This is a genomic window from Streptomyces sp. DSM 118878 (assembly GCF_052936595.1).
In genome coordinates, this window is record NZ_CP193622.1 from 3,491,568 (window position 1) to 3,513,438 (window position 21,871).

25 protein-coding genes, 1 tRNA gene and 1 riboswitch are annotated in these 21,871 nt (G+C 69.0%); of the genes, 9 read left to right on the forward strand and 17 right to left on the reverse strand.

Translation table 11 applies throughout. From position 1 onward, the window contains the following. Positions 1-4: 4 nt before the first annotated feature. Both ACRAKF_RS15315 and ACRAKF_RS15320 read right to left on the reverse strand, forming a co-directional pair. Positions 5-880 carry an ABC transporter permease gene (locus ACRAKF_RS15315; protein ID WP_447037702.1) on the reverse strand — a complete coding sequence of 292 codons (876 nt, stop codon included), beginning with the start codon at positions 878-880 and terminating at the stop codon, positions 5-7. Next, a complete protein-coding gene (locus ACRAKF_RS15320; protein ID WP_447037703.1) occupies positions 873-1,694 on the reverse strand; it encodes an ABC transporter permease in 822 nt (273 codons plus the stop codon). Before ACRAKF_RS15320 ends, ACRAKF_RS15315 begins: the two co-directional genes overlap by 8 nt. A 189-nt stretch (positions 1,695-1,883) precedes the next feature. Here ACRAKF_RS15320 and ACRAKF_RS15325 point away from each other — a divergent pair, with 189 nt between their 5' ends. After that, entirely contained in the window at positions 1,884-4,472 is a 2,589-nt protein-coding gene (locus ACRAKF_RS15325) for a transglycosylase domain-containing protein (protein WP_447037704.1), read from the forward strand. Positions 4,473-4,475: 3 nt separating this feature from the next. Here the strand turns inward: ACRAKF_RS15325 and ACRAKF_RS15330 are convergent, their stop codons facing one another. The 3 genes from ACRAKF_RS15330 to ACRAKF_RS15340 all read right to left on the reverse strand — a co-directional run bounded on the left by ACRAKF_RS15330 (position 4,476) and on the right by ACRAKF_RS15340 (position 5,685). Then, on the reverse strand, positions 4,476-4,796 hold the full coding sequence (locus ACRAKF_RS15330) for a DMT family transporter (RefSeq protein ID WP_447037705.1): 321 nt from the start codon (positions 4,794-4,796) through the stop codon (positions 4,476-4,478). Positions 4,797-4,844: 48 nt separating this feature from the next. Further along, a riboswitch (guanidine-III (ykkC-III) riboswitch) is annotated at positions 4,845-4,909 on the reverse strand. A 57-nt stretch (positions 4,910-4,966) separates the two neighbouring features. After that, entirely contained in the window at positions 4,967-5,311 is a 345-nt protein-coding gene (locus tag ACRAKF_RS15335) for a GroES family chaperonin (RefSeq protein ID WP_062776278.1), read from the reverse strand. Between the two features lie 53 nt (positions 5,312-5,364). Next, the gene (locus tag ACRAKF_RS15340) at positions 5,365-5,685 is read right to left on the reverse strand and encodes a DUF3618 domain-containing protein (RefSeq protein ID WP_447037706.1); all 321 of its coding nucleotides are present in this window, start codon (positions 5,683-5,685) and stop codon (positions 5,365-5,367) included. Between the two features lie 214 nt (positions 5,686-5,899). Here ACRAKF_RS15340 and bcp point away from each other — a divergent pair, with 214 nt between their 5' ends. The 5 genes from bcp (at position 5,900) to ACRAKF_RS15365 (ending at position 9,572) form a co-directional block, all read left to right on the forward strand. After that, a complete protein-coding gene (gene bcp / locus ACRAKF_RS15345) occupies positions 5,900-6,367 on the forward strand; it encodes a thioredoxin-dependent thiol peroxidase (RefSeq protein ID WP_447037707.1) in 468 nt (155 codons plus the stop codon). A 132-nt stretch (positions 6,368-6,499) separates the two neighbouring features. Then, a complete protein-coding gene (gene proP / locus ACRAKF_RS15350) occupies positions 6,500-7,996 on the forward strand; it encodes a glycine betaine/L-proline transporter ProP (RefSeq protein WP_447037708.1) in 1,497 nt (498 codons plus the stop codon). A gap of 147 nt (positions 7,997-8,143) precedes the next feature. Further along, a complete protein-coding gene (locus ACRAKF_RS15355; RefSeq protein ID WP_447037709.1) occupies positions 8,144-8,788 on the forward strand; it encodes an HNH endonuclease signature motif containing protein in 645 nt (214 codons plus the stop codon). After that, the gene (locus tag ACRAKF_RS15360) at positions 8,785-9,447 is read left to right on the forward strand and encodes an HNH endonuclease (protein ID WP_447037710.1); all 663 of its coding nucleotides are present in this window, start codon (positions 8,785-8,787) and stop codon (positions 9,445-9,447) included. The genes ACRAKF_RS15355 and ACRAKF_RS15360 overlap by 4 nt, the downstream gene beginning before the upstream one ends. 51 nt (positions 9,448-9,498) lie before the next feature. Then, positions 9,499-9,572: transfer RNA gene (locus ACRAKF_RS15365), tRNA-Leu, on the forward strand. Between the two features lie 62 nt (positions 9,573-9,634). Here the strand turns inward: ACRAKF_RS15365 and rdgB are convergent. From rdgB to ACRAKF_RS15385, 4 genes are all read right to left on the reverse strand, one after another. Beyond that, positions 9,635-10,237: an RdgB/HAM1 family non-canonical purine NTP pyrophosphatase gene (gene rdgB / locus ACRAKF_RS15370; protein WP_447037711.1), complete on the reverse strand. Its 603-nt coding sequence runs from the start codon at positions 10,235-10,237 to the stop codon at positions 9,635-9,637. 258 nt (positions 10,238-10,495) lie between these two features. After that, positions 10,496-10,891: a hypothetical protein gene (locus ACRAKF_RS15375; protein WP_447037712.1), complete on the reverse strand. Its 396-nt coding sequence runs from the start codon at positions 10,889-10,891 to the stop codon at positions 10,496-10,498. 151 nt (positions 10,892-11,042) lie between these two features. Next, positions 11,043-11,780 (reverse strand): ribonuclease PH, encoded by a 738-nt coding sequence (rph, locus tag ACRAKF_RS15380; RefSeq protein ID WP_447037713.1) that lies wholly within the window; start codon positions 11,778-11,780, stop codon positions 11,043-11,045. Positions 11,781-11,925: 145 nt separating this feature from the next. Beyond that, positions 11,926-12,216, reverse strand: coding sequence for a glucose PTS transporter subunit EIIB (locus ACRAKF_RS15385; RefSeq protein WP_447041991.1), 291 nt, complete (start codon positions 12,214-12,216; stop codon positions 11,926-11,928). A gap of 206 nt (positions 12,217-12,422) precedes the next feature. Between ACRAKF_RS15385 and ACRAKF_RS15390 the strand changes: the two genes are divergently transcribed. Further along, entirely contained in the window at positions 12,423-13,736 is a 1,314-nt protein-coding gene (locus ACRAKF_RS15390) for a PTS transporter subunit EIIC (RefSeq protein ID WP_447037714.1), read from the forward strand. A 168-nt stretch (positions 13,737-13,904) separates the two neighbouring features. Next, a complete protein-coding gene (locus ACRAKF_RS15395; RefSeq protein ID WP_447037715.1) occupies positions 13,905-15,152 on the forward strand; it encodes a PTS transporter subunit EIIC in 1,248 nt (415 codons plus the stop codon). 78 nt (positions 15,153-15,230) lie between these two features. Here the strand turns inward: ACRAKF_RS15395 and ACRAKF_RS15400 are convergent, their stop codons facing one another. Continuing rightward, entirely contained in the window at positions 15,231-15,983 is a 753-nt protein-coding gene (locus tag ACRAKF_RS15400; RefSeq protein WP_447037716.1) for an MBL fold metallo-hydrolase, read from the reverse strand. Positions 15,984-16,251: 268 nt separating this feature from the next. On the opposite strand from ACRAKF_RS15400, the gene ACRAKF_RS15405 reads away from it, so the two are divergent. Beyond that, positions 16,252-16,722, forward strand: a complete 471-nt coding sequence (locus ACRAKF_RS15405) for a type II toxin-antitoxin system PemK/MazF family toxin (protein ID WP_447037717.1) — start codon at positions 16,252-16,254, stop codon at positions 16,720-16,722. 108 nt (positions 16,723-16,830) lie between these two features. On the opposite strand, the gene ACRAKF_RS15410 is transcribed toward ACRAKF_RS15405, so the two are convergent. The 7 genes from ACRAKF_RS15410 to clpS form a co-directional block, all read right to left on the reverse strand. After that, a complete protein-coding gene (locus ACRAKF_RS15410) occupies positions 16,831-17,784 on the reverse strand; it encodes a PLP-dependent cysteine synthase family protein (RefSeq protein ID WP_447037718.1) in 954 nt (317 codons plus the stop codon). 12 nt (positions 17,785-17,796) lie between these two features. Beyond that, positions 17,797-18,075, reverse strand: a complete 279-nt coding sequence (locus tag ACRAKF_RS15415) for a MoaD/ThiS family protein (RefSeq protein ID WP_447037719.1) — start codon at positions 18,073-18,075, stop codon at positions 17,797-17,799. Between the two features lie 127 nt (positions 18,076-18,202). Then, the gene (locus tag ACRAKF_RS15420) at positions 18,203-18,307 is read right to left on the reverse strand and encodes a putative leader peptide (protein ID WP_363251067.1); all 105 of its coding nucleotides are present in this window, start codon (positions 18,305-18,307) and stop codon (positions 18,203-18,205) included. A 133-nt stretch (positions 18,308-18,440) separates the two neighbouring features. After that, positions 18,441-18,863 carry a Mov34/MPN/PAD-1 family protein gene (locus ACRAKF_RS15425; protein WP_447037720.1) on the reverse strand — a complete coding sequence of 141 codons (423 nt, stop codon included), beginning with the start codon at positions 18,861-18,863 and terminating at the stop codon, positions 18,441-18,443. Positions 18,864-18,952: 89 nt separating this feature from the next. After that, complete coding sequence (locus ACRAKF_RS15430) at positions 18,953-20,452, reverse strand: amino acid permease (RefSeq protein ID WP_447037721.1); 1,500 nt, start codon at positions 20,450-20,452, stop codon at positions 18,953-18,955. A 371-nt stretch (positions 20,453-20,823) separates the two neighbouring features. Next, entirely contained in the window at positions 20,824-21,420 is a 597-nt protein-coding gene (locus tag ACRAKF_RS15435) for a DUF2017 domain-containing protein (protein WP_447037723.1), read from the reverse strand. Positions 21,421-21,493: 73 nt separating this feature from the next. Continuing rightward, positions 21,494-21,808 (reverse strand): ATP-dependent Clp protease adapter ClpS, encoded by a 315-nt coding sequence (gene clpS, locus ACRAKF_RS15440; protein WP_447037724.1) that lies wholly within the window; start codon positions 21,806-21,808, stop codon positions 21,494-21,496. Positions 21,809-21,871 lie beyond the last annotated feature (63 nt).

A 21,871-nucleotide genomic window follows, 5' to 3' on the forward strand; every position in this document is an offset into this window, starting at 1 on the left:
TGGTTCAGCTCCCTGTGCTGCGGTACGAACGAAGGCCCGTGCGCCAGGCGAGTCCGGCGAGCGCCAGACAGCCCACGGCCACCGGCGGCGGCATGAACGCCACCCACTCCGGCAGGTCCAGCGGATACGGCCGCCCCAGCACGTACAGCGCGGGCAGCCAGTTCACGAAGGCCAGCGGCAGGACGAAGGTGACGCCGCGCACCAGGTCCTTGGCGAAGACGGTCGGCGGGTACTGGAGCAGCGTGGTGCCCCCGTAGGTGAAGGCGTTCTGCACCTCGGCCGCGTCCTGCGCGAGGAACTGGAAGGCCCCGCCCGCCACGAACACGGACGCGAAGATCCCGGCGCCGCAGACCAGCATCAGCGGGACCATCGCCACCTTCAGCGGCGTCCAGTCGACGTCCACGACCACGAGGGCGTACGCGAGGACGAGCGCGCCCTGCGTCAGGCGCCCGATCCTGTGCAGCCCGAAGCGGTCCGCGGCGACCTGGGCGAGCACCGGGGCCGGCCGCACGAGCAGCGTGTCGAGCGTGCCGTCACGCACCCGCCTGCCGAGCCGGTCCATGGACCCGATGACGAGGTCCGCGAAGCCGAACGCGGTGCACGAGATGCCGTACAGGAAGGCGATCTCGGACAGTGAGTAGCCGCCGAGCCGGTCCACCTGGGAGAACATCAGCAGGATCGCCGCGAAGTCGAAGGCCGTCACCGCGAAGTTGCCGAACGCGGTCATCGCGAAGGACACGCGGTAGGCCATCAGGGAGCGGATCCACATGGCGGAGATCAGCAGGTAGGCCCGCAGCCCCTCACGCAGCCGCGACGGTTCAGCCGCCTCGAACGATCGTGCCGGTCCAGCCGCCTCGGACGTTCGTGCCGGTTCAGCCACCCTGGACCACCACCCGGCGTGTCGCGACCGCCTGGAGCAGCCGCCCGGCCGCGAGCAGCGCCACCGCCCAGCCGAGCTGGAAGGCGTACGTGCCGAGGAGGTCCATGCCGCTGCTCCTGCCGAGGAAGACGTCGGCGGGGAGCTGGAGCAGCGCCGACCAGGGCAGCGCGCGGGCGACCTCGCCGAGCACCCCGGGGAAGACGTTCAGCGGCAGCAGCATCCCGGAGAAGAAGGTGCCCGCCAGCATCGCCACCTGCGTCACCCCCGCCCCGTCCATCAGCCAGAACGCGGAGAGCGCCACCAGGAAGCGGATCGCGAAGCTGACCAGCACGCCGAGCACGACCGCCACCGCGAACGCCAGCCAGCGCAGCGGCTCCGTGGGCAGCGCGAGGTCGAAGACCAGCGCCCCGACCGCCATCGGCGCCACGCCGCGCCCCAGGAGCTGGAACAGCCCCCGGCCCGCGTCGGTCGCCAGCCACCAGGCCTGGAGGTCGGCGGGGCGGTACAGGTCGACGGCGATGTCCCCGGTGCGGATCCGCTCGATGAGCTCCGCCTCGAAGCCGCCGCCCATCAGCGCCATCACCGTCAGCAACGCCTGCCCCAGCCAGACGTACGTGACCGCCTGCGCCTGGTCGTACCCGCCGAGCCCCGGCCGCTCGTCCCAGAGCGCGATGTAGGTGTACGCCAGGATCAGCCCGAAGACCGTGTTGGTGAACACCCCCGCCGCGGTCGCGATCCGATACGTGGCGTATCTACGGAAGGCCGATTGCGCGACGGCCGCGTACAAACGGAACCGTCCTGTACGCACGTGCATCCCTTCCACCGTGAGCCTCGCCCCCGAAATGGGCCAAAGCGCTGGATCGTAGTGTGAGGAGGGCCACCCGTGCCAGGCATTTTTCGGCACCGGGGTGCGTGCCTTGGTCATCCGCGGACGGGGCGACAGTGTGCAATGGGTGTACGAGGCGTACTGGACGTACGACGCTAACCGGGAGTTCCGCGAGACATGAGCGACGAGCCGCAGCGGCAGGGCCCCGACGGGCACCAGGGCTGGGCGCCCAGGGAGCCCGAGGACGACCTGTCGGCCAAGGCCGCGGCCGAAACCGGGACCGACCCCGGGACCGAACCCGGGGCCGGGTCCGAGTCCAAGGCCGAGTCCGCCCAGGCCTCCCAGGCCTCCCAGGACGAGTCCGCCCAGGCCGAAGCGGGCGGCGCGGGCGGCGCGGGCGGCGCTGGTGCTGCCGGCGGTGACGGCAAGAAGGGCAAGAAGCCCAAGCGGCCCAAGCGCAAGGGCTGGCGGCGGATCTTCCCCACCTGGCGCATGGTCCTCGGCGGCTTCATCATCGCCGTCCTGCTGCTCGTGGGCGCCTTCATGGCCGGCTACTTCCTCGTCGAGATCCCCCCGGCCAACGCCGCCGCCACCAAACAGAGCAACGTCTACCTCTACGCCGACGGCACCGAGATCGCCCGCGACGGCAAGGTCAACCGCGAGAACGTGCGGCTCCAGCACGTCCCGCTGACCGTCCAGCACGCCGTGCTCGCCGCCGAGGACCGCGACTTCTACAGCGAGTCCGCGGTCGACCCCAAGGCGATGATCCGCGCCGCCTTCAACACCGTCACCGGCAAGGGCAAGCAGTCCGGCTCCACGATCACCCAGCAGTACGTCAAGAACTACTACCTGGGCCAGGAGCAGACGATCACCCGCAAGGCCAAGGAGTTCTTCATCTCCATCAAGCTGGACCGCGAGGTGAGCAAGGACGACATCCTCTCCGGCTACCTCAACACCAGCTACTTCGGCCGCAACGCGTACGGCATCCAGGCCGCGGCCCAGGCGTACTACGGCAAGGACGTCAAGAAACTCACCACCGCCCAGGGCGCCTACCTCGCCACGCTCCTCAACTCCCCCAACGCCTACGACGTCGCCACGCACCCCGAGAACAAGCCGCGCGCGGCCGGACGCTGGAACTACGTCCTGGACGGCATGGTCAAGCAGGGCTGGCTGAGCAAGTCCGAGCGGGCGGGCATGAAGTTCCCGGTGCCGGACGAGGCGAAGGGCACCGCGGGCCTCTCCGGGCAGCGCGGCTACGTCGTCAAGGCCGTCGAGGACTACCTCACCAACAACAAGATCATCGACGAGGACCGGCTCGCCAAGGGCGGCTACCGCATCACCACGACCCTCCAGAAGGACCGTCAGGACGCCTTCAAGAAGGCCGTCGACGAGCAGGTGATGTCCAAGGTCGACAAGGACGCCCGCAAGGTCGACCGCAACGTCCGCGCGGGCGGCGCCTCCATCGACCCGGCCACCGGCAAGGTCGTCGCGATGTACGGCGGCATCGACTACACCAAGCAGTACGTCAACAACGCCACGCGCCGCGACTACCAGGTCGGCTCCACCTTCAAGCCGTTCGTCTTCACCTCCGCGGTGGAGAACGGCTCGGTGACCCAGGACGGCCGCCCCATCACGCCCAACACCGTCTACGACGGCACCAACAAGCGCCCGGTGCAGGGCTGGAGCGGCGGCGCGTACGCCCCCGAGAACGAGGACCAGGTCTCCTACGGCGAGACCACCGTCCGCGAGGCCACCGACAAGTCCGTGAACTCGGTGTACGCCCAGATGGCCGTCGACGTCGGCTCCGACAAGGTCAAGAAGACCGCCGTCGCCCTCGGCGTCCCGGAGAACACCCCCGACCTCACCGAGTCCCCGTCCATCGCGCTCGGCCCGTCCACCGCGAGCGTCCTGGACATGACCGAGGCGTACGCGACGCTCGCCAACCACGGCAAGCACGGCACGTACACGATCGTCGAGTCGATCACCAAGGACGGGCAGCGGATAGAGCTGCCGGACCAGGACGCCACCGAACAGGCCGTCTCCCGCGAGGCCGCCGACACCACCACCTCCATCCTCCAGAGCGTCGTCGAGGGCGGCACCGGTACCGCCGCCCAGGGCGCGGGCCGACCCGCCGCGGGCAAGACGGGCACCGCCGAGAACGACACCGCGGCGTGGTTCGCCGGCTACACCCCCGACCTCGCCACCGTCGTCGCCGTCATGGGCCAGAACCCCGACACGGGCGCGCACACCCCGCTGTACGGGGCGCTCGGCGAGTCCCGCATCAACGGCGGCGCCTACCCGGCCCGCGTCTGGGCGCAGTTCACCAGGGACGCCCTGGAGGGCGAGCCGGTCAAGGACTTCGACCTGGAGCTGGAGGACGGCGCGGACCTGCCGCTGCCCGACCCGACGGCCACGGGCGCCACCGGCGAACCGGAAACCGACGGCGGCACCACCGACGGGGGCACCACCGACGGCGGCACCACGGACGGCGGCACGACCGACGGCGGGCCCACGACGGACGGCGGCACCACCGACGGCGGCCCCACGGACGGCGGCACCACCGACGGCGGCCAGACCGGCGGCCCGACGGGCGAACCGACGGACGGCGGCGTCACGGGCCCCGGAGGGACGGCGACCGACGGCGGCACGGTCGACGGCGGCACCGCACAGGGCGGCCCGGTCAACGGCGGCACCACCGGCCCAGGAGGAACGGCGACCGACGGCGGCACGGTCGACGGCGGCCCCATCGGCGGCATGGACCCTTAGCGCCTAGTGCCCCGAGGTGGCCTTCAGGCCGACCACGGCGACGAGCAGCAGACAGACGAAGAAGATCCGGGCGGCGGTGACGGGCTCACCGAGTATCACCATGCCGAGCACCGCCGCACCGGCCGCGCCGATGCCCACCCACACGCCGTACGCGGTACCGATGGGCAGCGTCTTCGCCGCCTGCGACAGCAGCAGCATGCTCACGACGATGCCCGCGCCGGTGCCGAGGCTCGGCCAGAGCCGGGTGAACCCCTCGGTGTACTTCATCCCGATGGACCAGCCCACTTCGAGCAGACCGGCGATGATCAACAGAACCCAGGCCATGACGGCACCTCCGACGAGTACGGACGCCGCTCGGCGTCCACTGATGGGGGTGCGTCGTCTTTGCGTAGCCCGGTACGGCGCGTCTCGTCGGGTGCTTCCCAAGGTAGCAAACCGCACGTGAAAGGGGCCGGTGACCATGGTCACCGGCCGGCCCCGCCGAAGGTAAGGCTCTACAGGTAGAGGCCCGTCGTGTCCTCGGAGCCCTCGAACCGGTCCGCGGCCACCGCGTGCAGGTCGCGCTCGCGCATCAGGACGTACGCGACGCCCCGCACCTCGACCTCGGCGCGGTCCTCCGGGTCATACAGGACGCGGTCGCCCGGCTCGACCGTGCGTACGTTCTGCCCGACCGCGACCACCTCGGCCCACGCGAGCCGCCGGCCCACGGCCGCCGTCGCGGGAATCAGGATGCCGCCGCCGGAACGGCGCTCGCCCTCGCTGGTGTCCTGCCGCACGAGCACGCGGTCGTGCAGCATGCGGATGGGCAGCTTGTCGTCGTGATGGGTCTTTGCGCTCACGCCCCGAACCTACCTGCCCCCGCGGCCTCCGTGGCCCCCGGGTGGCCGGGACATCAGCTGCTGCGCCGTCGCGATGTCACGACGATGAGCCCCACCAGGCCCACGGCCACCAGGGCCACCGGGACGATCCGCTCGACACGGGGCGAACCGTCCGCCGAGACGAGCTGGCCCCGCACGTCGGTGACGAATCGGTTCGCCCCCACGTACGCCCGGCCGAGTGAGTTGTCCACGCGCGCCGCGACCTTCGCCTTCGCGTCGCCGACGATCGTCTTCGGGTGGACACGCACCCCGATCTCGTCGAGCGTATCGGCGAGCTGGTCGCGCCGGCGCTTGATGTCCGCCTCGATCTGCGCAGGGGTCCTGGCATCCGACACCGCGCTGCCTCCGTGGGTCGTATCGGTCGTTTCGGTCGTTTCATTCGCGTTTGCGTCGCGTTCGCGCCGCGTTCGAGAAACGATGAACGTCTGACCTCCAGTCTGTCAGCTCCGGGCCCACCACACCCCACGGCACCCCTATTACGCTCGACTCCGTTCACCCCACCTGTTGCGAAGCACCCCGTTGCGCAGCACCCCCGCGAGGAGACCGAAGATGAGCGAGCGACTCAAGGCCGGCGACACCGCCCCCGCCTTCACCCTGCCCGACGCGGACGGCAAGGACGTCTCCCTGGCCGACCACAAGGGCCGCAAGGTCATCGTCTACTTCTACCCGGCCGCGCTCACCCCCGGCTGCACCAAGCAGGCCTGCGACTTCACCGACAACCTCGACGTGCTGGCCGCCGCCGGCTACGACGTCATCGGCGTGTCGCCGGACAAGCCGGAGAAGCTCGCGAAGTTCCGCGAGCAGGAGAACCTCAAGGTCACACTGGTCGGCGACCCCTCCAAGGAGACCCTGGAGGCATACGGCGCCTTCGGCGAGAAGAAGCTGTACGGCAAGACGGTGACCGGCGTCATCCGCTCCACCGTGGTGGTCGACGAGGAGGGCAAGGTCGAGCACGCCTTCTACAACGTGAAGGCCACCGGACACGTGGCGAAGATCATCAAGGACCTCGGCGTCTGAGGCGGCTCCGGGCGCGCATGCCCGCCGGACTGTGACAAAGGCCCCCCTCACGGGGGGCTTTCGTTTGCGTCGGCGATGTTCGAGCAAGTGATCCATGGGGGAGCTTGCCCGAAGAACGAAAGGAACCACTCCATGACGGCCCAAGAAGCCACCGAGGCCGATCACGAGGCGTTCAGACGCCACCGCACGCTGTTCCGGGCCGTGAAACGCCGCAGGAACCCGCCGCTCCGGCGCACCGACATCACGGTCACGGACGAAGCCGCGGTCAAGCGAGCGGTCAAGGCGGCCTCGCTCGGCAATGCCATGGAGTGGTTCGACTTCGGCATCTACAGCTACCTCGCCGTCACCATCGGCCACGTCTTCTTCCCGTCCGGGAACGACACGGTCCAGCTGATCTCGTCCTTCGCGACCTTCGCGGTGTCCTTCCTCGTCCGCCCCCTCGGCGGCATGGTCTTCGGACCGATGGGCGACAAGATCGGCCGCAAGAAGGTCCTCGCCCTGACGATGATCATGATGGCCATCGGCACACTCGCCATCGGCCTGATCCCGTCCTACTCCACGATCGGCTTCTGGGCCCCCGTACTGCTGATCTTCTTCCGCCTGGTGCAGGGCTTCTCGACGGGCGGCGAGTACGGCGGCGCCTCCACGTTCATCGCCGAGTACGCCCCGGACAAGCGGCGCGGCTACTTCGGCAGCTTCCTGGAGCTCGGCACACTGGCGGGCTACACCGGCGCGGCCGGCCTGGTCCTGATCCTCAACTCCGCGCTCGGCTCCGACACCATGGAGTCATGGGGCTGGCGCCTGCCGTTCCTGGTCGCGGGCCCGCTCGGCCTCGTCGGCCTCTACCTGCGGCTGAAGCTCGACGAGACGCCGGCCTTCCAGAAGATGGAGGACCAGACCTTCCACTCGGCGTCCGAGGGCGCGTCCACCGTGGAGACCACGGCCAAGGGCGACCTCGCGAAGATCTTCACCCAGTACTGGCCGACCCTGATCCTCTGCGTCGCGCTGGTCGGCGCGTACAACGTCACGGACTACATGCTCCTGTCGTACATGCCGACGTACCTCTCGGACGAGCTCGGCTATGACGACTCGCACGGGCTGCTGATCCTCATCGGCACGATGATCATCCTGATGCTGATCATCAGCCAGGTGGGCAAGCTGTCGGACCGCTTCGGGCGCAAGCCGCTCCTGATGACGGGCATGGTGAGCTTCCTGGTCCTCTCCATCCCGGCGTTCCTCCTGATCAAGCAGGGCAGCCTGCTCGCGGTCTCCGGAGGCATGCTCCTGCTCGGCCTCTCCCTGGTCTGCCTCCTCGGCACGATGTCGGCGACGCTCCCGGCCCTCTTCCCCACCTCGGTCCGCTACGGCTCCCTCTCCGTCGGCTACAACCTCTCCGCCTCCCTCTTCGGCGGCACGGCCCCCCTGGTGATCACGTCCCTGATCAGCGTCACGGGGACGGACATGGTCCCGGCGTACTACTCGATGGCGGCGGCGCTGGTCGGCATCATCGCGGTGGCCTGCATGAAGGAGACGGCCCAGAAGCCGCTGTCCGGCTCGCCGCCGTCGGTGGAGACGAAGGAGGAGGCGGCGGAAATGGTCGAGTCCCAGACCCCGGCTCCCAAGTTCTGACTCCTCCCCTCACCTGGCCTTTCCCTCACGGCCCGCCCCCGCTCGCGAAGTGGGGCGGGCCGTTCCGCATATCGGGCGTAACGGTCCGATTGTCGGGTCGTTACTCCATTTGAGCCGCGAACGGGCGGCCGGATGCGAAGGGGCACGATGGCGGTCAGTCCGTACACCAGGGAGCGTCTCGAGGAGGCGGCCCGCTCGTCGCGGACGTTGTCCGAGGCGCTGGGGAAATTGGGAGTGGATCCGAAAAGCGTTACGAGGGCGTACCTGCGCGAGCGGATGCGGAAGCTGGGGGTAGAGACGTCGCACTTTCAGCGGGAGGGGACCCGGTGGACCAAGGAAATTCTTGAAGCAGCGGTAAACGTGTCGACAAGCGTCAACGGCGTCCTACGCCATCTCGGCATCGAGCTGGTCGGAGGTCACCACACGAACATCGCCCGCCGCATCAAGGCGTATGGGATCGATACGGCGCACTTCGCTCAACCGGTACCCAGCGGGGCCACCATGCGGGAGAACCGCCGGAGAAGAACACCCACGGACATCCTGGTCTCGGGCGCTGACAGGCGAGTACCCAGCGAACGGCTCAAGCGGGCCATGAAGGAGCTGGGCATCGCCGAGCTGTGTGCGATGTGCGGGATCGGTCCAGTCTGGCAAGGCGAACCGCTACCGCTGGAGGTCGACCACATTGACGGCAATTGGCGCAACAACCGAGCCGAGAACCTTCGGTTGCTCTGCCCCAACTGCCACTCGACCACCGATACCTACCGGGGCCGCGGCAAGGGGCGGCAGACATGAGCGAATCACGACGCTACACACGAGAACTTCTGAGGGAAGCTGCGAAGAACTGCTCAAGCATGGAGGAGGTCATCGCCTTCGTCGGGGCACGCCCCTACCGAAACCTACGCCGCCACTTGTTCAAGCGCTTCGATGACTACGGGATCGATGTATCTCATATCCCTCGTCGCATTCGCGGCGGGCCCATTCTCAAGCCCGCAACCGGAGAACTGCGGCAGGCGGTGGCCGTCAGCTCATCGATCGCTGGAGCGCTGCGCGCCTTGCAAAGACAAGAGACCAGCAGGTCGCGATCTCTTCTACGGCAGTGGATCGCGGAGGACGGGATCGACACCGCCCACTTCCTCGGCCAAGCCCACCTGCGGGGCAAACCGGGACCGACGCCTCGCAAGAGCCCTGCTGACATTTTCATCAAGCAAGACAGGCCCCACCGCACGAAAACCGTCCTGCTGCGCCGAGCATTGCGTGAGGTCGGCGTCCCCGAGCGCTGTGACAGGTGCGGTACCTCACCTAGGTGGAACGGGAAAACCATGACGCTGGAGATCGACCACATCAACGGGGACTGGAGCGACGACCAGCGTGAGAACTTGCGGCTGCTCTGCCCCAACTGCCACGCGATCACCAGTACGTGGTGCAGAGGCGGTCGGCGTCGAGTCGCTTGACGCCTCTTGCCGGACAGCAGACTTCGCCCAGTAAGGTAGGGGATGCCACACGCGCCTGTACTCCAACTGGCAGAGAGACTGGTCCTAGGAACCAGCTGTTGTCGGTTCGAATCCGACCGGGCGCACCGACGGAAAGGCCCGGCCCGAGAACCCCGCGGGGCGGGCCTTCACCATGTGTATGGGGCCCTCAGCCCAGCAGCTCCCGCACCACGGGAACCAGCGCCCGGAACGCCTTTCCGCGGTGGCTGATCGCGTTCTTTTCGGCGGCTGAGAGCTCCGCGCACGTGCGGGTCTCGTCGTCCGGCTGGAGGATCGGGTCGTAGCCGAAGCCGCCGGAGCCCGCGGGGGTCGTGCGGAGGGTGCCTCGGAGTTGGCCCTCGACCACGCGTTCCGTGCCGTCGGGGAGAGCGAGGGCCGCCGCGCAGGCGAAGTGGGCCGCGCGGTGGGGGGCGGCGATGTCGCCGAGCTGGGCGAGGAGCAGATCCAGGTTGGCCTGGTCGTCGCCGTGGCGGCCTGCCCAGCGGGCGGAGAAGATGCCAGGGGCTCCGCCGAGGACGTCCACGCAGAGCCCGGAGTCGTCGGCGACGGCCGGCAGCCCGGTGGCCTGGGCGAGGGCGTGCGCCTTGAGCAGGGCGTTCTCGGCGAAGGTGACGCCGGTTTCCTTGACGTCGGGAATCTCGGGGTAGGCGTCGGCGCCGACGAGCTCGTGCGGGAGCCCCGCGTCGGCGAGGATCGCCCGCAGCTCGGTGATCTTGCCGGCGTTACGGGTGGCGAGGATGAGGCGGGTCATGCCGACCAGTATCCCCGCGCGGGGGTGGTCCGAGCTCGGCACGGGGGCTCACTGCGGCGCGCGGGCCGGTCCCGGGTCCGGTGCGGGCCGGTCCCGGGTCCGGTGCGGGCCGACCCCAGGCCCGGTACGGGCCAACCCCAGGCCCGGTACGGGCCGGGCCCCGTGCGGTGTCCCGTCCTGGAGGGTGGGGCTCGTCCGTCGGGCGCTGTCCTGCGGTGGCGATGGGAAGGGCCCCGCCGAGTGCGGGGCCCCCTGCCGCTACGGCGTGCAGACCTTGGTCAGTTCGCCCGCCGCGTCCGTGACGGGGCTGATGTCCGGCGTGGAGTCGCCGTCCTTGATGGCCTCACGGACGTTGCCGATGGCCTTGTCGAGATCGTCGACGGCCTTGTTGACGTCCGTGTCATCGGTCTTGTCGCCGATCTTCTCGAGGTTCTTGCCGATGTCGTCGAGGGCGCGGTCCGCCTCGGCGGGGTTGTCGGCCGCGTTCTCGGCGGCCTGCTGGAGGTCGGTGACGCTGTCGGCGATCGTGTCTGCGGTCTGGACGCAGTCGAGGGCCTTCGAGACGGCGTCACAGCCGACGAGGCCGACGCCGGCCGGTACGACGATGAGAGCTGTGGCGACAGCGGTGGCGATACGACGGTGGCGCGCGGCCATGGTTCGGTCCCTCCCCAGGGGGTACGGACGGGCGCCCGGTTCTGCCCGCGCGCCCGTACCCGTAAGAACGTCTGTCGAGGGGGTGTTGGTTGCCTCACGTGGCCGACGTCGCCCGACTCCCCCCGAAGCCGCCGGACATGTCACCCGGATGTCAGAGCTGAAGCGTGGCTTCCAGGGCCGCTCGCTGGTGGGCGGCGAGGTCGTCGCAGCCGGCCACGGCGAGGTCGAGGAGCGCGTTCAGCTCCTTGCGGTCGAAGGGCTCGGCCTCGGCGGTGCCCTGGACCTCGACGAAGCGGCCGTCGCCCGTGCAGACGACGTTCATGTCGGTGTCGGCCTTCACGTCCTCCTCGTAGCAGAGGTCGAGGAGCGGTTCGCCGCCGACGATGCCGACGGAGACGGCGCTGACGGTGCCGGTGAGGGGCTTGCGGCCGTGCTTGATGAGCTTCTTGCCCTGGGCCCAGGTGACGGCGTCGGCGAGGGCCACGTAGGCGCCGGTGATGGCGGCGGTGCGGGTGCCGCCGTCGGCCTGGAGGACGTCGCAGTCCAGGACGATGGTGTTCTCGCCGAGGGCCTTGTAGTCGATGACGGCGCGCAGCGAGCGGCCGATGAGCCGGCTGATCTCGTGGGTGCGGCCGCCGATCCTGCCGCGGACGGCCTCGCGGTCGCCGCGGGTGTTGGTGGAGCGGGGCAGCATCGAGTACTCCGCGGTGACCCAGCCCTCGCCGCTGCCCTTGCGCCAGCGGGGGACGCCTTCGGTGACGGAGGCGGTGCAGAAGACCTTGGTGTCGCCGAAGGAGATGAGGACGGAGCCCTCGGCGTGCTTGCTCCAGCCGCGTTCGATGGTGATCGGGCGGAGTTGTTCGGGGGTGCGGCCGTCAAATCGAGACATGCGGTGAGCCTAGCGTTTCGGTGGTCCACGGGGTGCCGTCCCCCGTGGCTTCACCCCTGGCCCCCGGGGGCCCGGGTCGGTCTACGCGAGAGGCCCCCGCCGCGGCTTGCGGTGGGGGCCTCTCGGGGGTGTAGCGGTGGGGTGGTTACATCATGTCTTCGATGTCCGCGGCGATCGGGTCGGCGTCCGTGCCGATGACGACCTGGATCGCGGTGCCCATCTTGACCACGCCGTGGGCGCCGGCGGCCTTCAGGGCGGCGTCGTCGACCAGGCCCGCGTCCTTGACCTCGGTGCGGAGGCGGGTGATGCAGCCCTCGACCTCTTCGATGTTGTCGATGCCGCCGAGCCCGGCAACGATCTTCTCAGCCTTGGTGGCCATGGTGTTTCTCCCTGAGTTGCTTGTGGCTTGGGCCCGGGGTCGCCCCGGGGAGCGCAGCCATAGGACGCGGCCTCGACGCACCGTAGGTCCGCGATGTCACGGTAACGCACGGTTGGACCATCTTCGCGGGCGGTCGCGGCGGCCGTGCCCAATGATGACGGACAGGGTGTCCGCCTCACGGCACCGCACCAGCCCTCACCGCCCCAACTGGTCTACACCAGTCTGCCATGACCGCCGACCTTGGCCCGTCCGGGAGGACGCCGATGACTTCCGACGCCGCCGCGCTGCCCCAGAAGAAGTGGTGGAACGGCTTGTTCCAGGGGCTGCAGAAGATGGGCCGGAGCTTGCAGCTGCCCATCGCGGTGCTGCCGGCCGCCGGCATCCTGAACCGGCTCGGCCAGCCGGACGTCTTCGGCGAGGACGGCCTCGGCTGGACGAACGTCGCCAAGGTCTTCGCCGCGGCGGGCGGCTCACTGCTCGACTCCTCGCTCGGGCTGCCGCTGCTGTTCTGCATCGGCGTCGCGATCGGTATGGCGAAGAAGTCGGACGGTTCGACGGCGCTGGCGGCCGTCACCGGGTTCCTCGTGTACTTCGCCGTTCTCCGCGCCTTCCCCGACGACTGCCCCACGGACACGACGTTCGGCGCCGCCGGGATGTGGGGCGGGGTCTGTATCGCGGAGGACGGCACGGTCGCGCAGGCGGCGTACCAGAATCCGGGGGTGTTCGGCGGCATCGTGATGGGGCTGCTCGCCTCCTGGTTCTGGCAGCGCTACCACCGGGTGAAGCTGGTGGACTGGCTCGGCTTCTTCAACGGCCGCCGCCTCGTGCCGATCATCATGGCCTTCGTCGGCCTCGTCTTCGCGGGGCTCTGCGTCTGGATCTGGCCGCCGATCGGTGACGCGCTGACCAGCTTCTCGAAGTGGCTGGTGGATCTGGGGTGGCTGGGCTCGGGCATCTTCGGTGTCGCCAACCGCGCGCTGCTGACCGTCGGGCTGCACCAGTTCCTGAATACGTTCGTGTGGTTCCAGTTCGGGGACTACACGAAGCCGGACGGCACCGTCGTGCACGGTGACATCAACCGGTTCCTCGCGGGCGATCCGACCGCGGGCCAGTTCACCTCGGGCTTCTTCCCGATCATGATGTTCGCGCTGCCCGCCGCGGCCCTCGCGATCACGCACTGCGCGCGCCCGGAGCGGCGCAAGGTGGTCGGCGGCCTGATGCTCTCGGTCGGCCTGACGTCGTTCGTCACGGGCATCACCGAGCCGATCGAGTACTCGTTCCTCTTCATCGCTCCCCTCCTGTACGCGATCCACGCGGTGCTGACCGGCGCCTCGATGGCGGTGACGTGGGCGCTGGGCGTGAAGGACGGATTCAGCTTCTCCGCGGGACTGATCGACTACGTCATCAACTGGAGTCTGGCGACCAAGCCATGGCTGATCATCCCGATCGGCCTCGTCTTCGCGGTCGTCTACTACTTCCTCTTCCGGCTGGTGATCATCAAGTTCGACCTGCACACTCCGGGCCGCGAACCGGAGGAGGAAACGGAGGCCCAGGACAGGGAGCAGACCAAGGCCTGATCCGGCCTTTGGCCTGCCATATCCGTATATGGCCGAGCCCACAGGAATCGCGGGTTCCTTACGTCACCTTCACCGTGCTACAACAGGTCTACACCACTTAGTGGTGTAGACCACGGCGTGCTGTCCACCCCCAACTGTCCCCGACAGCACCCGCACATGGAGGAAGTCATGAGTACGGCCACCGCCAAGGCGGCGCCCGCGAAGAAGCGGGGCTCCGGCCTGTTCCAGGGCCTGCAGAAGGTGGGCCGCAGCCTACAGCTGCCCATCGCCGTCCTGCCCGCCGCCGGCATCATGGTCAGGCTCGGGCAGGACGATGTCTTCGGCAAGGACGGCCTCGGCTGGGACAAGGTCGCCGCGGTCTTCAACAACGCCGGCGGCGCGATCACCGGCTCCCTGCCGCTCCTCTTCTGCATCGGCGTGGCCATCGGCTTCGCCAAGAAGTCCGACGGCTCCACCGCGCTCGCCGCCGTCGTCGGCTTCCTCGTCTACAGCAAGGTGCTCGAAGCCTTCCCGGTCACCGAAGCGGTGGTCAAGAAGGGTGCGGACGATCCGGCGGTCTACAACAACCCCGGTGTCCTCGGCGGCATCATCATGGGTCTGCTCGCCGCGGTGCTGTGGCAGAAGTACCACCGCACCAAGCTGGTCGACTGGCTCGGCTTCTTCAACGGCCGCCGTCTCGTGCCGATCATCATGGCCTTCGTCGGCATCCTCGTGGGCGTCTTCTTCGGCGTCGTCTGGGAGCCCATCGGCCACGGCATCGAGAACTTCGCCGAGTGGATGACCGGCCTCGGTGCCGGTGGCTCCGCGCTCTTCGGCGGCATCAACCGCGCGCTGATCCCGATCGGCATGCACCAGTTCGTCAACACCATCGCCTGGTTCCAGCTCGGTTCGTTCAACGACGGCGGCGAGATGGTCCACGGCGACATCGCCCGCTTCCTGGCCGGTGACCCCTCCGCCGGTATGTACATGTCGGGCTTCTTCCCGATCATGATGTTCGGCCTCCCGGCCGCCGCGATCGCCATCGCGCACTGCGCCCGCCCCGAGCGCCGCAAGGTCGTGATGGGCATGATGGTCTCGCTGGCGCTGACCTCGTTCGTGACCGGTGTGACCGAGCCGATCGAGTTCACCTTCATGTTCATCGCCCCGGTCCTGTACGCCCTGCACATCGTGCTGACGGCCATATCCATGGCGGTGACCTGGGCGCTCGGGGTGCACGCCGGCTTCAACTTCTCGGCCGGCTTCATCGACTACGCGCTCAACTGGAGTCTGGCGACCAAGCCATGGCTGATCATCCCGATCGGTCTCGTCTTCGCGGCGCTGTACTACTTCGTCTTCCGGTTCGCGATCCTCAAGTTCAACCTCATGACCCCGGGCCGCGAGCCCGAGGAGGAGATCGAGGACCTCACGAAGGCGTAGCCCTCACGGCGTCGCATCGCATGACATCGCATGGGGAAGGCCCCGGAACCGGCTCGGTTCCGGGGCCTTCCCCATGGCTCAGATCTCGTACGTCGCGCCCGGCGCCGCGAGTGCCACAGGGCCGCCGTAGGCCGCCCGGGCGTCCGCCAGGTTCACCTGGGGGTCCGTCCACGGGGGGATGTGGGTGAGCAGGAGGCGGCCCGCACCGGCGCGCTGGGCGCACTCGCCCGCTTCGCGGCCGTTCAGGTGCAGGTCGGGGATGTTCTCCTTGCCGTCGGTGAACGCCGCCTCGCACAGGAACAGGTCGGTGCCCGTGGCCAGTTCGTCCAGGCCTTCGCAGGTGCCGGTGTCCCCGGAGTACGTGAGGGACCTGCCGCCGTGCTCGACGCGGATGGCGTACGCCTCGACGGGGTGGTGCACCCTCTCGGTGCGCACCGCGAACGGGCCGAGGTCGAACGCGGCCGGCTTGACCGTGTGGAAGTCGAAGACCTCGCTCATCGAGGACGCCGAGGGCGTGTCGGCGTACGCCGTGGTGAGCCGCTGCTCGGTGCCTTCGGGGCCGTAGACCGGGATGGGGGCGCAGCGGCCGCCCTCGTGCCGGTAGTAGCGGGCCACGAAGTACGCGCACATGTCGATGCAGTGGTCGGCGTGCAGATGGCTGAGGAAGATCGCGTCAAGGTCGTAGAGACCGATGTGGCGTTGCAGCTCGCCGAGGGCTCCATTGCCCATGTCGAGCAGCAACCGGAAGCCGTCGGCCTCGACGAGGTAGCTCGAGCAGGCCGAGTCCGCGGACGGAAACGACCCCGAGCAGCCGACGACGGTGAGCTTCATGAAGCTGGGACCTCCGCGCTGGCGTGGACTGACAAGGGGAGCCGGGGGGTGGGCGGTCCGTCGAGCGTAAGGCGCAAAAGGCCTGGTCGCTCCTCCGTCGCGGGCCGTTGTGGGCGAACTCACCTGCGGTGTCACCGGTTCGGCGGGCGTACGGACGCAGTGGGGCGGCGTGAAGCGCGCAGGCGGCTGTGGGGGTGGTCGGGCGGGTGTGCGGGCCGGTGGCGGGGGTGGTGGGCGGTGCGTGGAACGCGCCGGTACCGTCGGTGCCATGGACACGTCTTGGTGGCTCGCGCTGGCGGCGGTGGTGGTGCTCGCCCTGGTCGCCACGGTGGTGGACGGCTGGGGGCGCGGAGCGCGGAAGCGGAATGTCCGGCGGCCGGGGTCCTCGCGGCCGCCGCGTGGGCCCAGGGGGCCGCGTCTGCCGTCGCCCGCGCCGAAGCCGGCGGAGATCTGGTGGGCGCGGGTGCCTTACGAGGACGGGCCCGGCGGGAAGGACCGGCCCTGCCTGGTGCTGTCGGTCCGTGGCCGGCGCGCTCGCGTCGCGAAGATCACCAGCCGGTACCACGAGGAGCGGGCCGGCGTGATCCCGCTGCCGCCGGGCTCCGTGGGCGACGCGCAGGGCCGGCCGAGCTTCCTGGAGACCGACGAGCTGAGGGACGTACCGCTCCCGGACTTCCGCCGCAGGGCCGGGGCGGTGGATCCGGCGCTCTGGGACCAGGTGAAGTACCTGGTGCGCTGAGCCGGACGCCGAACGCCGAACGCCGGACGGGTGAGGGAGATCAGCCCGTCCGGCGTTCGGCGTTCGACTGGGCCCGAGGCGGCGCACCGGCTCCCCTGCCCCGGGCCGTCAGGCCCAGAGCTGGCCCTGAAGCGTTTCGATGGCGGCCTCCGTCGTCTCGGCGGTGTAGACGCCCGTCGAGAGGTACTTCCAGCCGCCGTCGGCGACGACGAAGGCGATGTCCGCCGTCTCCCCCGCCTTGACCGCCTTCTGGCCGACGCCGATCGCCGCGTGCAGTGCCGCGCCCGTGGAGACGCCCGCGAAGATGCCCTCCTGCTTGAGGAGTTCGCGGGTGCGGGTGACCGCGTCGGCCGAGCCCACGGAGAAGCGGGTGGTGAGGACCGAGGCGTCGTACAGCTCGGGGACGAAGCCCTCGTCGAGGTTGCGCAGGCCGTAGACGAGGTCGTCGTAGCGCGGCTCGGCGGCGACGATCTTGATGTCGGGGTTCTGCTCGCGCAGGTACCTGCCGACGCCCATGAGCGTGCCGGTGGTGCCGAGGCCCGCGACGAAGTGGGTGATGGAGGGGAGGTCCGCGAAGATCTCCGGGCCCGTCGTCGCATAGTGGGCGCCCGCGTTGTCCGGGTTGCCGTACTGGTAGAGCATCACCCAGTCCGGGTGCTCGGCGGACAGCTCCTTGGCCACGCGGACCGCGGTGTTGGAGCCGCCCGCCGCGGGGGACGAGATGATCTCGGCGCCCCACATGGCGAGCAGGTCGCGCCGCTCCTGGGAGGTGTTCTCCGGCATGACGCACACGATGCGGTAGCCCTTGAGCTTGGCCGCCATGGCGAGCGAGATGCCGGTGTTGCCGGAGGTCGGCTCCAGGATCGTGCAGCCGGGCGTCAACCGGCCGTCCTTCTCGGCCTGTTCGACCATGTGCAGGGCCGGCCGGTCCTTGATGGAGCCGGTCGGGTTGCGGTCCTCCAGCTTGGCCCAGATGCGGACGTCGTCCGATGGGGAGAGCCGCGGCAGGCGTACGAGCGGCGTGTTGCCGACCGCGGCGAGCGGGGAGTCGTATCGAGGCATCCGGGATCGGGCCTAGACCATGCCGCCGGCGACGGCCGGCAGGATCGTGACGCTGTCGCCGTCGGACAGCTTCGTGGAGATGCCGTCGAGGAAGCGGACGTCCTCGTCGTTGAGGTACACGTTCACGAAGCGGCGGAGCTTGCCGTCGTCGACGATGCGCGCGGCGATGCCCTCGTGCCGTGAGTCGAGGTCGGTGAGCAGCTCGGCGAGGGTGTCCCCGCTCCCCTGCACGGCCTTCTCGCCGTCGGTGTAGGTGCGGAGGATGGTCGGGATGCGGACCTCGATGGCCATGCTGAGGGCTCCTGTCGGGAGTCGAGAAGTACGGGTGACGGGACGCGCGCGTGCGGCGCTGATCAGTCAGGGTGCACGCGTGGTGCGGCGTGCGGCGGCGCGGCCCGGGGCCGTGCGGCGGAACGGTTCAGCGGGAACAGATCGCGCTGGCGAGGCGGCACAGGTCGACGTGCAGCCGCGCCACGAGCAGCAGGGCGCTCGGCGTCTCTTCGCTCACGTCATGGGGAACCATGCGGTCATCGTATCGATTCCCGGTCCGGGATCCGGAATGTGATATCGCATGCTGGACGGATTGCGTTCAGAATGCGGACGGAGGGGCTCGGAAGCCCCTCGTACGCCGTTCGGTACGCCTCTCGGTACGCCTCTCAGTACGCCTCGACGACCCGCACGTCCTCCTCGGTGATCGTGCCGTCCACGATGCGGTACGAGCGGAACTGGAAGGGGCCCGAGCCGTCGGTGTCCGCCGTGGAGACGAGGACGTAGTGCGCGCCGGGCTCGTTGGCGTACGTGACGTCGGTGCGGGAGGGGTACGCCTCGGTCGCGGTGTGCGAGTGGTAGACGATCACCGGCTCCTCGTCCCGGTCGTCCATCTCGCGGTACAGCTTGAGCAGGTCGCCCGAGTCGAACTCGTAGAACGTGGGCGACCGCGCGGCGTTCAGCATCGGGATGAACCGCTCGGGCCTGCCGGTGCCCGCCGGGCCCGCGACCACGCCGCACGCCTCGTCGGGGTGGTCCTGGCGCGCGTGCGCGACGATCTGGTCGTGGAGGGCCTGTGTGATGGTCAGCATGGGAGCCAGGATAAGCAGAGAGCCCGTACGTACCGGTATGTGGTACGTACGGGCCCGAATGCTGGACAGTGGCTCCGGGGAGCCGCTCGTCAGACCTTGCCGACCGGCTCGTCACCGGAGGCGACGGCGGCGGTCTTGCGCTTGTTGAACGCGGCGGCCTTCGGATTGCGCTTCTTCAGGACGCGGTAGGCGATCACCAGGATCGCGGCCCAGACCGGCGCGGCGTACAGCGAGATCCGCGCGTCCTTGTCGACGCCCATCATCACGATGACCATGCCGATGAAGAGCAGGGCGAACCAGCTCGTGTACGGGGCTCCGGGCGCCTTGAAGGTGGACTGCGGCAGCTCGCCGCGGTCGGCCTTGCGGCGGTAGCGGATCTGGCTGCACAGGATCATGATCCAGGCCCACATGCCGGAGATCGTGGCGAAGGAGACGACGTAGTTGAACGCCTTGCCCGGCCACTGGTAGTTGATCCAGACGCCGACCAGCATGAAGGCGGCGGAGGCCGTGGTGCCGATCAGCGGCAGGCCGTTCTTCGTGAGCTTGGTGAAGAACTTCGGGCCCTGGCCGTTGAGCGCCAGGTCGCGCAGCATGCGGCCGGTGGAGTACATGCCGGAGTTGCAGGAGGAGAGCGCGGCGGTGAGGACCACGAAGTTCACGATCGCGGCGCCGACGCCGAGGCCCATCTCCTCGAAGGCGGCGACGAACGGCGAGACGTCGGGCTTGAACGTGGTCCACGGGACGACCGAGAGGATCATGATGAGCGCGCCGACGTAGAAGACGGCGATGCGCCACGGCACGGTGTTGATGGCCTTGGGCAGGACGGTCTTGGGGTCCTTGGACTCGCCCGCGGTGACGCCGACCAGCTCGACGGCGAGGAAGGCGAACATCACGATCTGGAGCGTCATCAGCGTGGAGCCGATGCCGTTGGGGAAGAACCCGCCCTCGTCCCACAGGTGGGCGACGGACGCGGTGTCACCGGCGTCGGAGAAGCCGATGGTGAGGATGCCGACGCAGATCAGGATCATGCCGATGATGGCGGTCACCTTGACCATCGAGAACCAGAACTCCAGCTCGCCGAAGAGCTTCACGGAGATGAGGTTCGCGCCGTACAGGATGACGGTGAAGATCAGCGCGTACGCCCATTGCGGGAATGAGTCGTGTGTCCAGTACTGCATGTACTGGGCCGCGGCCGTGACTTCCGTGATGCCGGTGACGACCCAGAAGAGCCAGTACGTCCAGCCGGTGACGAAGCCGAAGAACGGGCCGAGGAACTCGCGCGCGTACTCGGAGAAGGAGCCCGAGACCGGGCGGTACATGAGGAGCTCGCCGAGCGCCCGCATGATGAAGAAGATGACGAGGCCCGCGATGGCGTACGCGAGGATGAGGCTGGGCCCGGCCTTGTGGATGGCCTTGCCCGCGCCGAGGAAGAGGCCGGTGCCGATGGCTCCGCCGATGGCGATCATCTGAATCTGCCGGGCCCCGAGGCCGCGCTGGTAACCCTCGCCCTCGCCGGCGGGTCCCGCGCCCTGCACGACACCATTGCCGCCGTGCTCGTCGTGGTGCTCTTCGACCTGCACTGAGGTCATGGTGACGCCTTTCTCCATGCTGATCCGCGCCGCGTACTGCGGTGTGCCGCGGATCAGGTCCTGATCCCCCCGGATATGGATGGAGTGCTGCCGACGGTCTGCCGGGCCGAGCGCCCGCGGCGACATGGGTGGCGTCGCCGAGCGGTCGTGAAGATTTATCACGGTGGCAGGAGTGAGGGAATCAGCCACGTGTGGCGGCGGCCACAAAGAAAAGCGGACAAATAGCATGGATAGCCAGCAAAAGCGGGCAATGATTTGACGCGATCGTTATTCGGATTTGAGCATCCACTGAGCGAACAGCCCCCTGTGTGAACAGAAGCTGTCGACTACAACAAATTTCGCTGCATGCTGCATCGAATTCTGCGCCGAACCTAACCCATCAACGTCCCGACCAGCGTCTCCTGAAGTCCGCCCAGCCAGAGGTAGGCCATCACCATCGGCTTGCGGGCATCGGAATCGGGGAGCCGGTACAGCAGCTCGGCGTCGTCCTCGTCGGCGACTTCGAGCCGCGTGCCGATCGCGAGCCGGAGGTCGTTGAGGGCGCCGAGCCAGTGCCGGGACTCCTCGACCGTCAGTTTCAGGACAGTTTCGCCCTCGCCCGACGACGCCGCCGCGTCGAGCGAGCGGATCACCACGAGGGCGTCGTCACGCTTCTTCGCCCGCAGGTCGTTCTCCGTGAAGCGGCGGAACTCCGAGGAGTAGGCCCGCAGTTCGTCCTCGTCCCCCCGCTCGCTGCCGGGACCGCCGTAGCCGTCGGGGAGCAGGCGCCGCATCACCGGATCGGCGGGCGGCTCGCTCGGGCCCTCCGCGAAGAGCTCCGCGAGCGGGTCGTCCGAGGGCTCCCCGCCCGGCCCGGGGCCGATCAGCTCCAGGAGCTGCACGGCGAGGGAGCGGATGATCGAGATCTCGACCTCGTCGAGCGCGACGGTCGCGCCGCCCCCGGGGATCGGTTCGAAGTGTCCTGGCATCAGATGCGTCGCTGCTTCCGGTCCGTCCGCCGCCGGCGGGCCCGCCGGTCCGCGGTCCCCGCCCTTGCGGCCCTCACTTGCGGTCCTGCTGAAGGGTGGCCCACAGGCCGTACCCGTGCATGGCCTGCACGTCGCGCTCCATCTCCTCGCGCGTACCGCTGGAGACGACGGCCCTGCCCTTGTGGTGCACATCCATCATCAGCTTGTCGGCCTTGCCCTTCGAGTACCCGAAATACGTCTGGAAGACGTACGACACGTAGCTCATCAGGTTGACCGGGTCGTTGTGCACGAGCGTGATCCAGGGAACGTCCGGTTCGGGGACGACATGCGCCTCTTGGTCCGATTCCGGGCGGGTGATCTCTGCGGGAGCCGTACTCACCTGCCCCATGCTGCCACCCTTGACGGGGCCCCGCACAAACGGGCCAGGAAATCGTCAGTGTGACGAGATGCG

Excerpts from the sequence above, each read along its gene's own strand:
- ACRAKF_RS15320 (WP_447037703.1), bottom strand. The coding sequence starts at position 1,694 with ATGCACGTGCGTACAGGACGGTTCCGTTTGTACGCGGCCGTCGCGCAA.
- ACRAKF_RS15325 (WP_447037704.1), top strand. The coding sequence starts at position 1,884 with ATGAGCGACGAGCCGCAGCGGCAGGGCCCCGACGGGCACCAGGGCTGG.
- ACRAKF_RS15330 (WP_447037705.1), bottom strand. The coding sequence starts at position 4,796 with ATGGCCTGGGTTCTGTTGATCATCGCCGGTCTGCTCGAAGTGGGCTGG.
- bcp (WP_447037707.1), top strand. The coding sequence starts at position 5,900 with ATGAGCGAGCGACTCAAGGCCGGCGACACCGCCCCCGCCTTCACCCTG.
- proP (WP_447037708.1), top strand. The coding sequence starts at position 6,500 with ATGACGGCCCAAGAAGCCACCGAGGCCGATCACGAGGCGTTCAGACGC.
- ACRAKF_RS15355 (WP_447037709.1), top strand. The coding sequence starts at position 8,144 with ATGGCGGTCAGTCCGTACACCAGGGAGCGTCTCGAGGAGGCGGCCCGC.
- ACRAKF_RS15360 (WP_447037710.1), top strand. The coding sequence starts at position 8,785 with ATGAGCGAATCACGACGCTACACACGAGAACTTCTGAGGGAAGCTGCG.
- rdgB (WP_447037711.1), bottom strand. The coding sequence starts at position 10,237 with ATGACCCGCCTCATCCTCGCCACCCGTAACGCCGGCAAGATCACCGAG.
- ACRAKF_RS15375 (WP_447037712.1), bottom strand. The coding sequence starts at position 10,891 with ATGGCCGCGCGCCACCGTCGTATCGCCACCGCTGTCGCCACAGCTCTC.
- rph (WP_447037713.1), bottom strand. The coding sequence starts at position 11,780 with ATGTCTCGATTTGACGGCCGCACCCCCGAACAACTCCGCCCGATCACC.
- ACRAKF_RS15390 (WP_447037714.1), top strand. The coding sequence starts at position 12,423 with ATGACTTCCGACGCCGCCGCGCTGCCCCAGAAGAAGTGGTGGAACGGC.
- ACRAKF_RS15395 (WP_447037715.1), top strand. The coding sequence starts at position 13,905 with ATGAGTACGGCCACCGCCAAGGCGGCGCCCGCGAAGAAGCGGGGCTCC.
- ACRAKF_RS15400 (WP_447037716.1), bottom strand. The coding sequence starts at position 15,983 with ATGAAGCTCACCGTCGTCGGCTGCTCGGGGTCGTTTCCGTCCGCGGAC.
- ACRAKF_RS15405 (WP_447037717.1), top strand. The coding sequence starts at position 16,252 with ATGGACACGTCTTGGTGGCTCGCGCTGGCGGCGGTGGTGGTGCTCGCC.
- ACRAKF_RS15410 (WP_447037718.1), bottom strand. The coding sequence starts at position 17,784 with ATGCCTCGATACGACTCCCCGCTCGCCGCGGTCGGCAACACGCCGCTC.
- ACRAKF_RS15415 (WP_447037719.1), bottom strand. The coding sequence starts at position 18,075 with ATGGCCATCGAGGTCCGCATCCCGACCATCCTCCGCACCTACACCGAC.
- ACRAKF_RS15420 (WP_363251067.1), bottom strand. The coding sequence starts at position 18,307 with ATGGTTCCCCATGACGTGAGCGAAGAGACGCCGAGCGCCCTGCTGCTC.
- ACRAKF_RS15425 (WP_447037720.1), bottom strand. The coding sequence starts at position 18,863 with ATGCTGACCATCACACAGGCCCTCCACGACCAGATCGTCGCGCACGCG.
- ACRAKF_RS15430 (WP_447037721.1), bottom strand. The coding sequence starts at position 20,452 with ATGACCTCAGTGCAGGTCGAAGAGCACCACGACGAGCACGGCGGCAAT.
- ACRAKF_RS15435 (WP_447037723.1), bottom strand. The coding sequence starts at position 21,420 with ATGCCAGGACACTTCGAACCGATCCCCGGGGGCGGCGCGACCGTCGCG.
- clpS (WP_447037724.1), bottom strand. The coding sequence starts at position 21,808 with ATGGGGCAGGTGAGTACGGCTCCCGCAGAGATCACCCGCCCGGAATCG.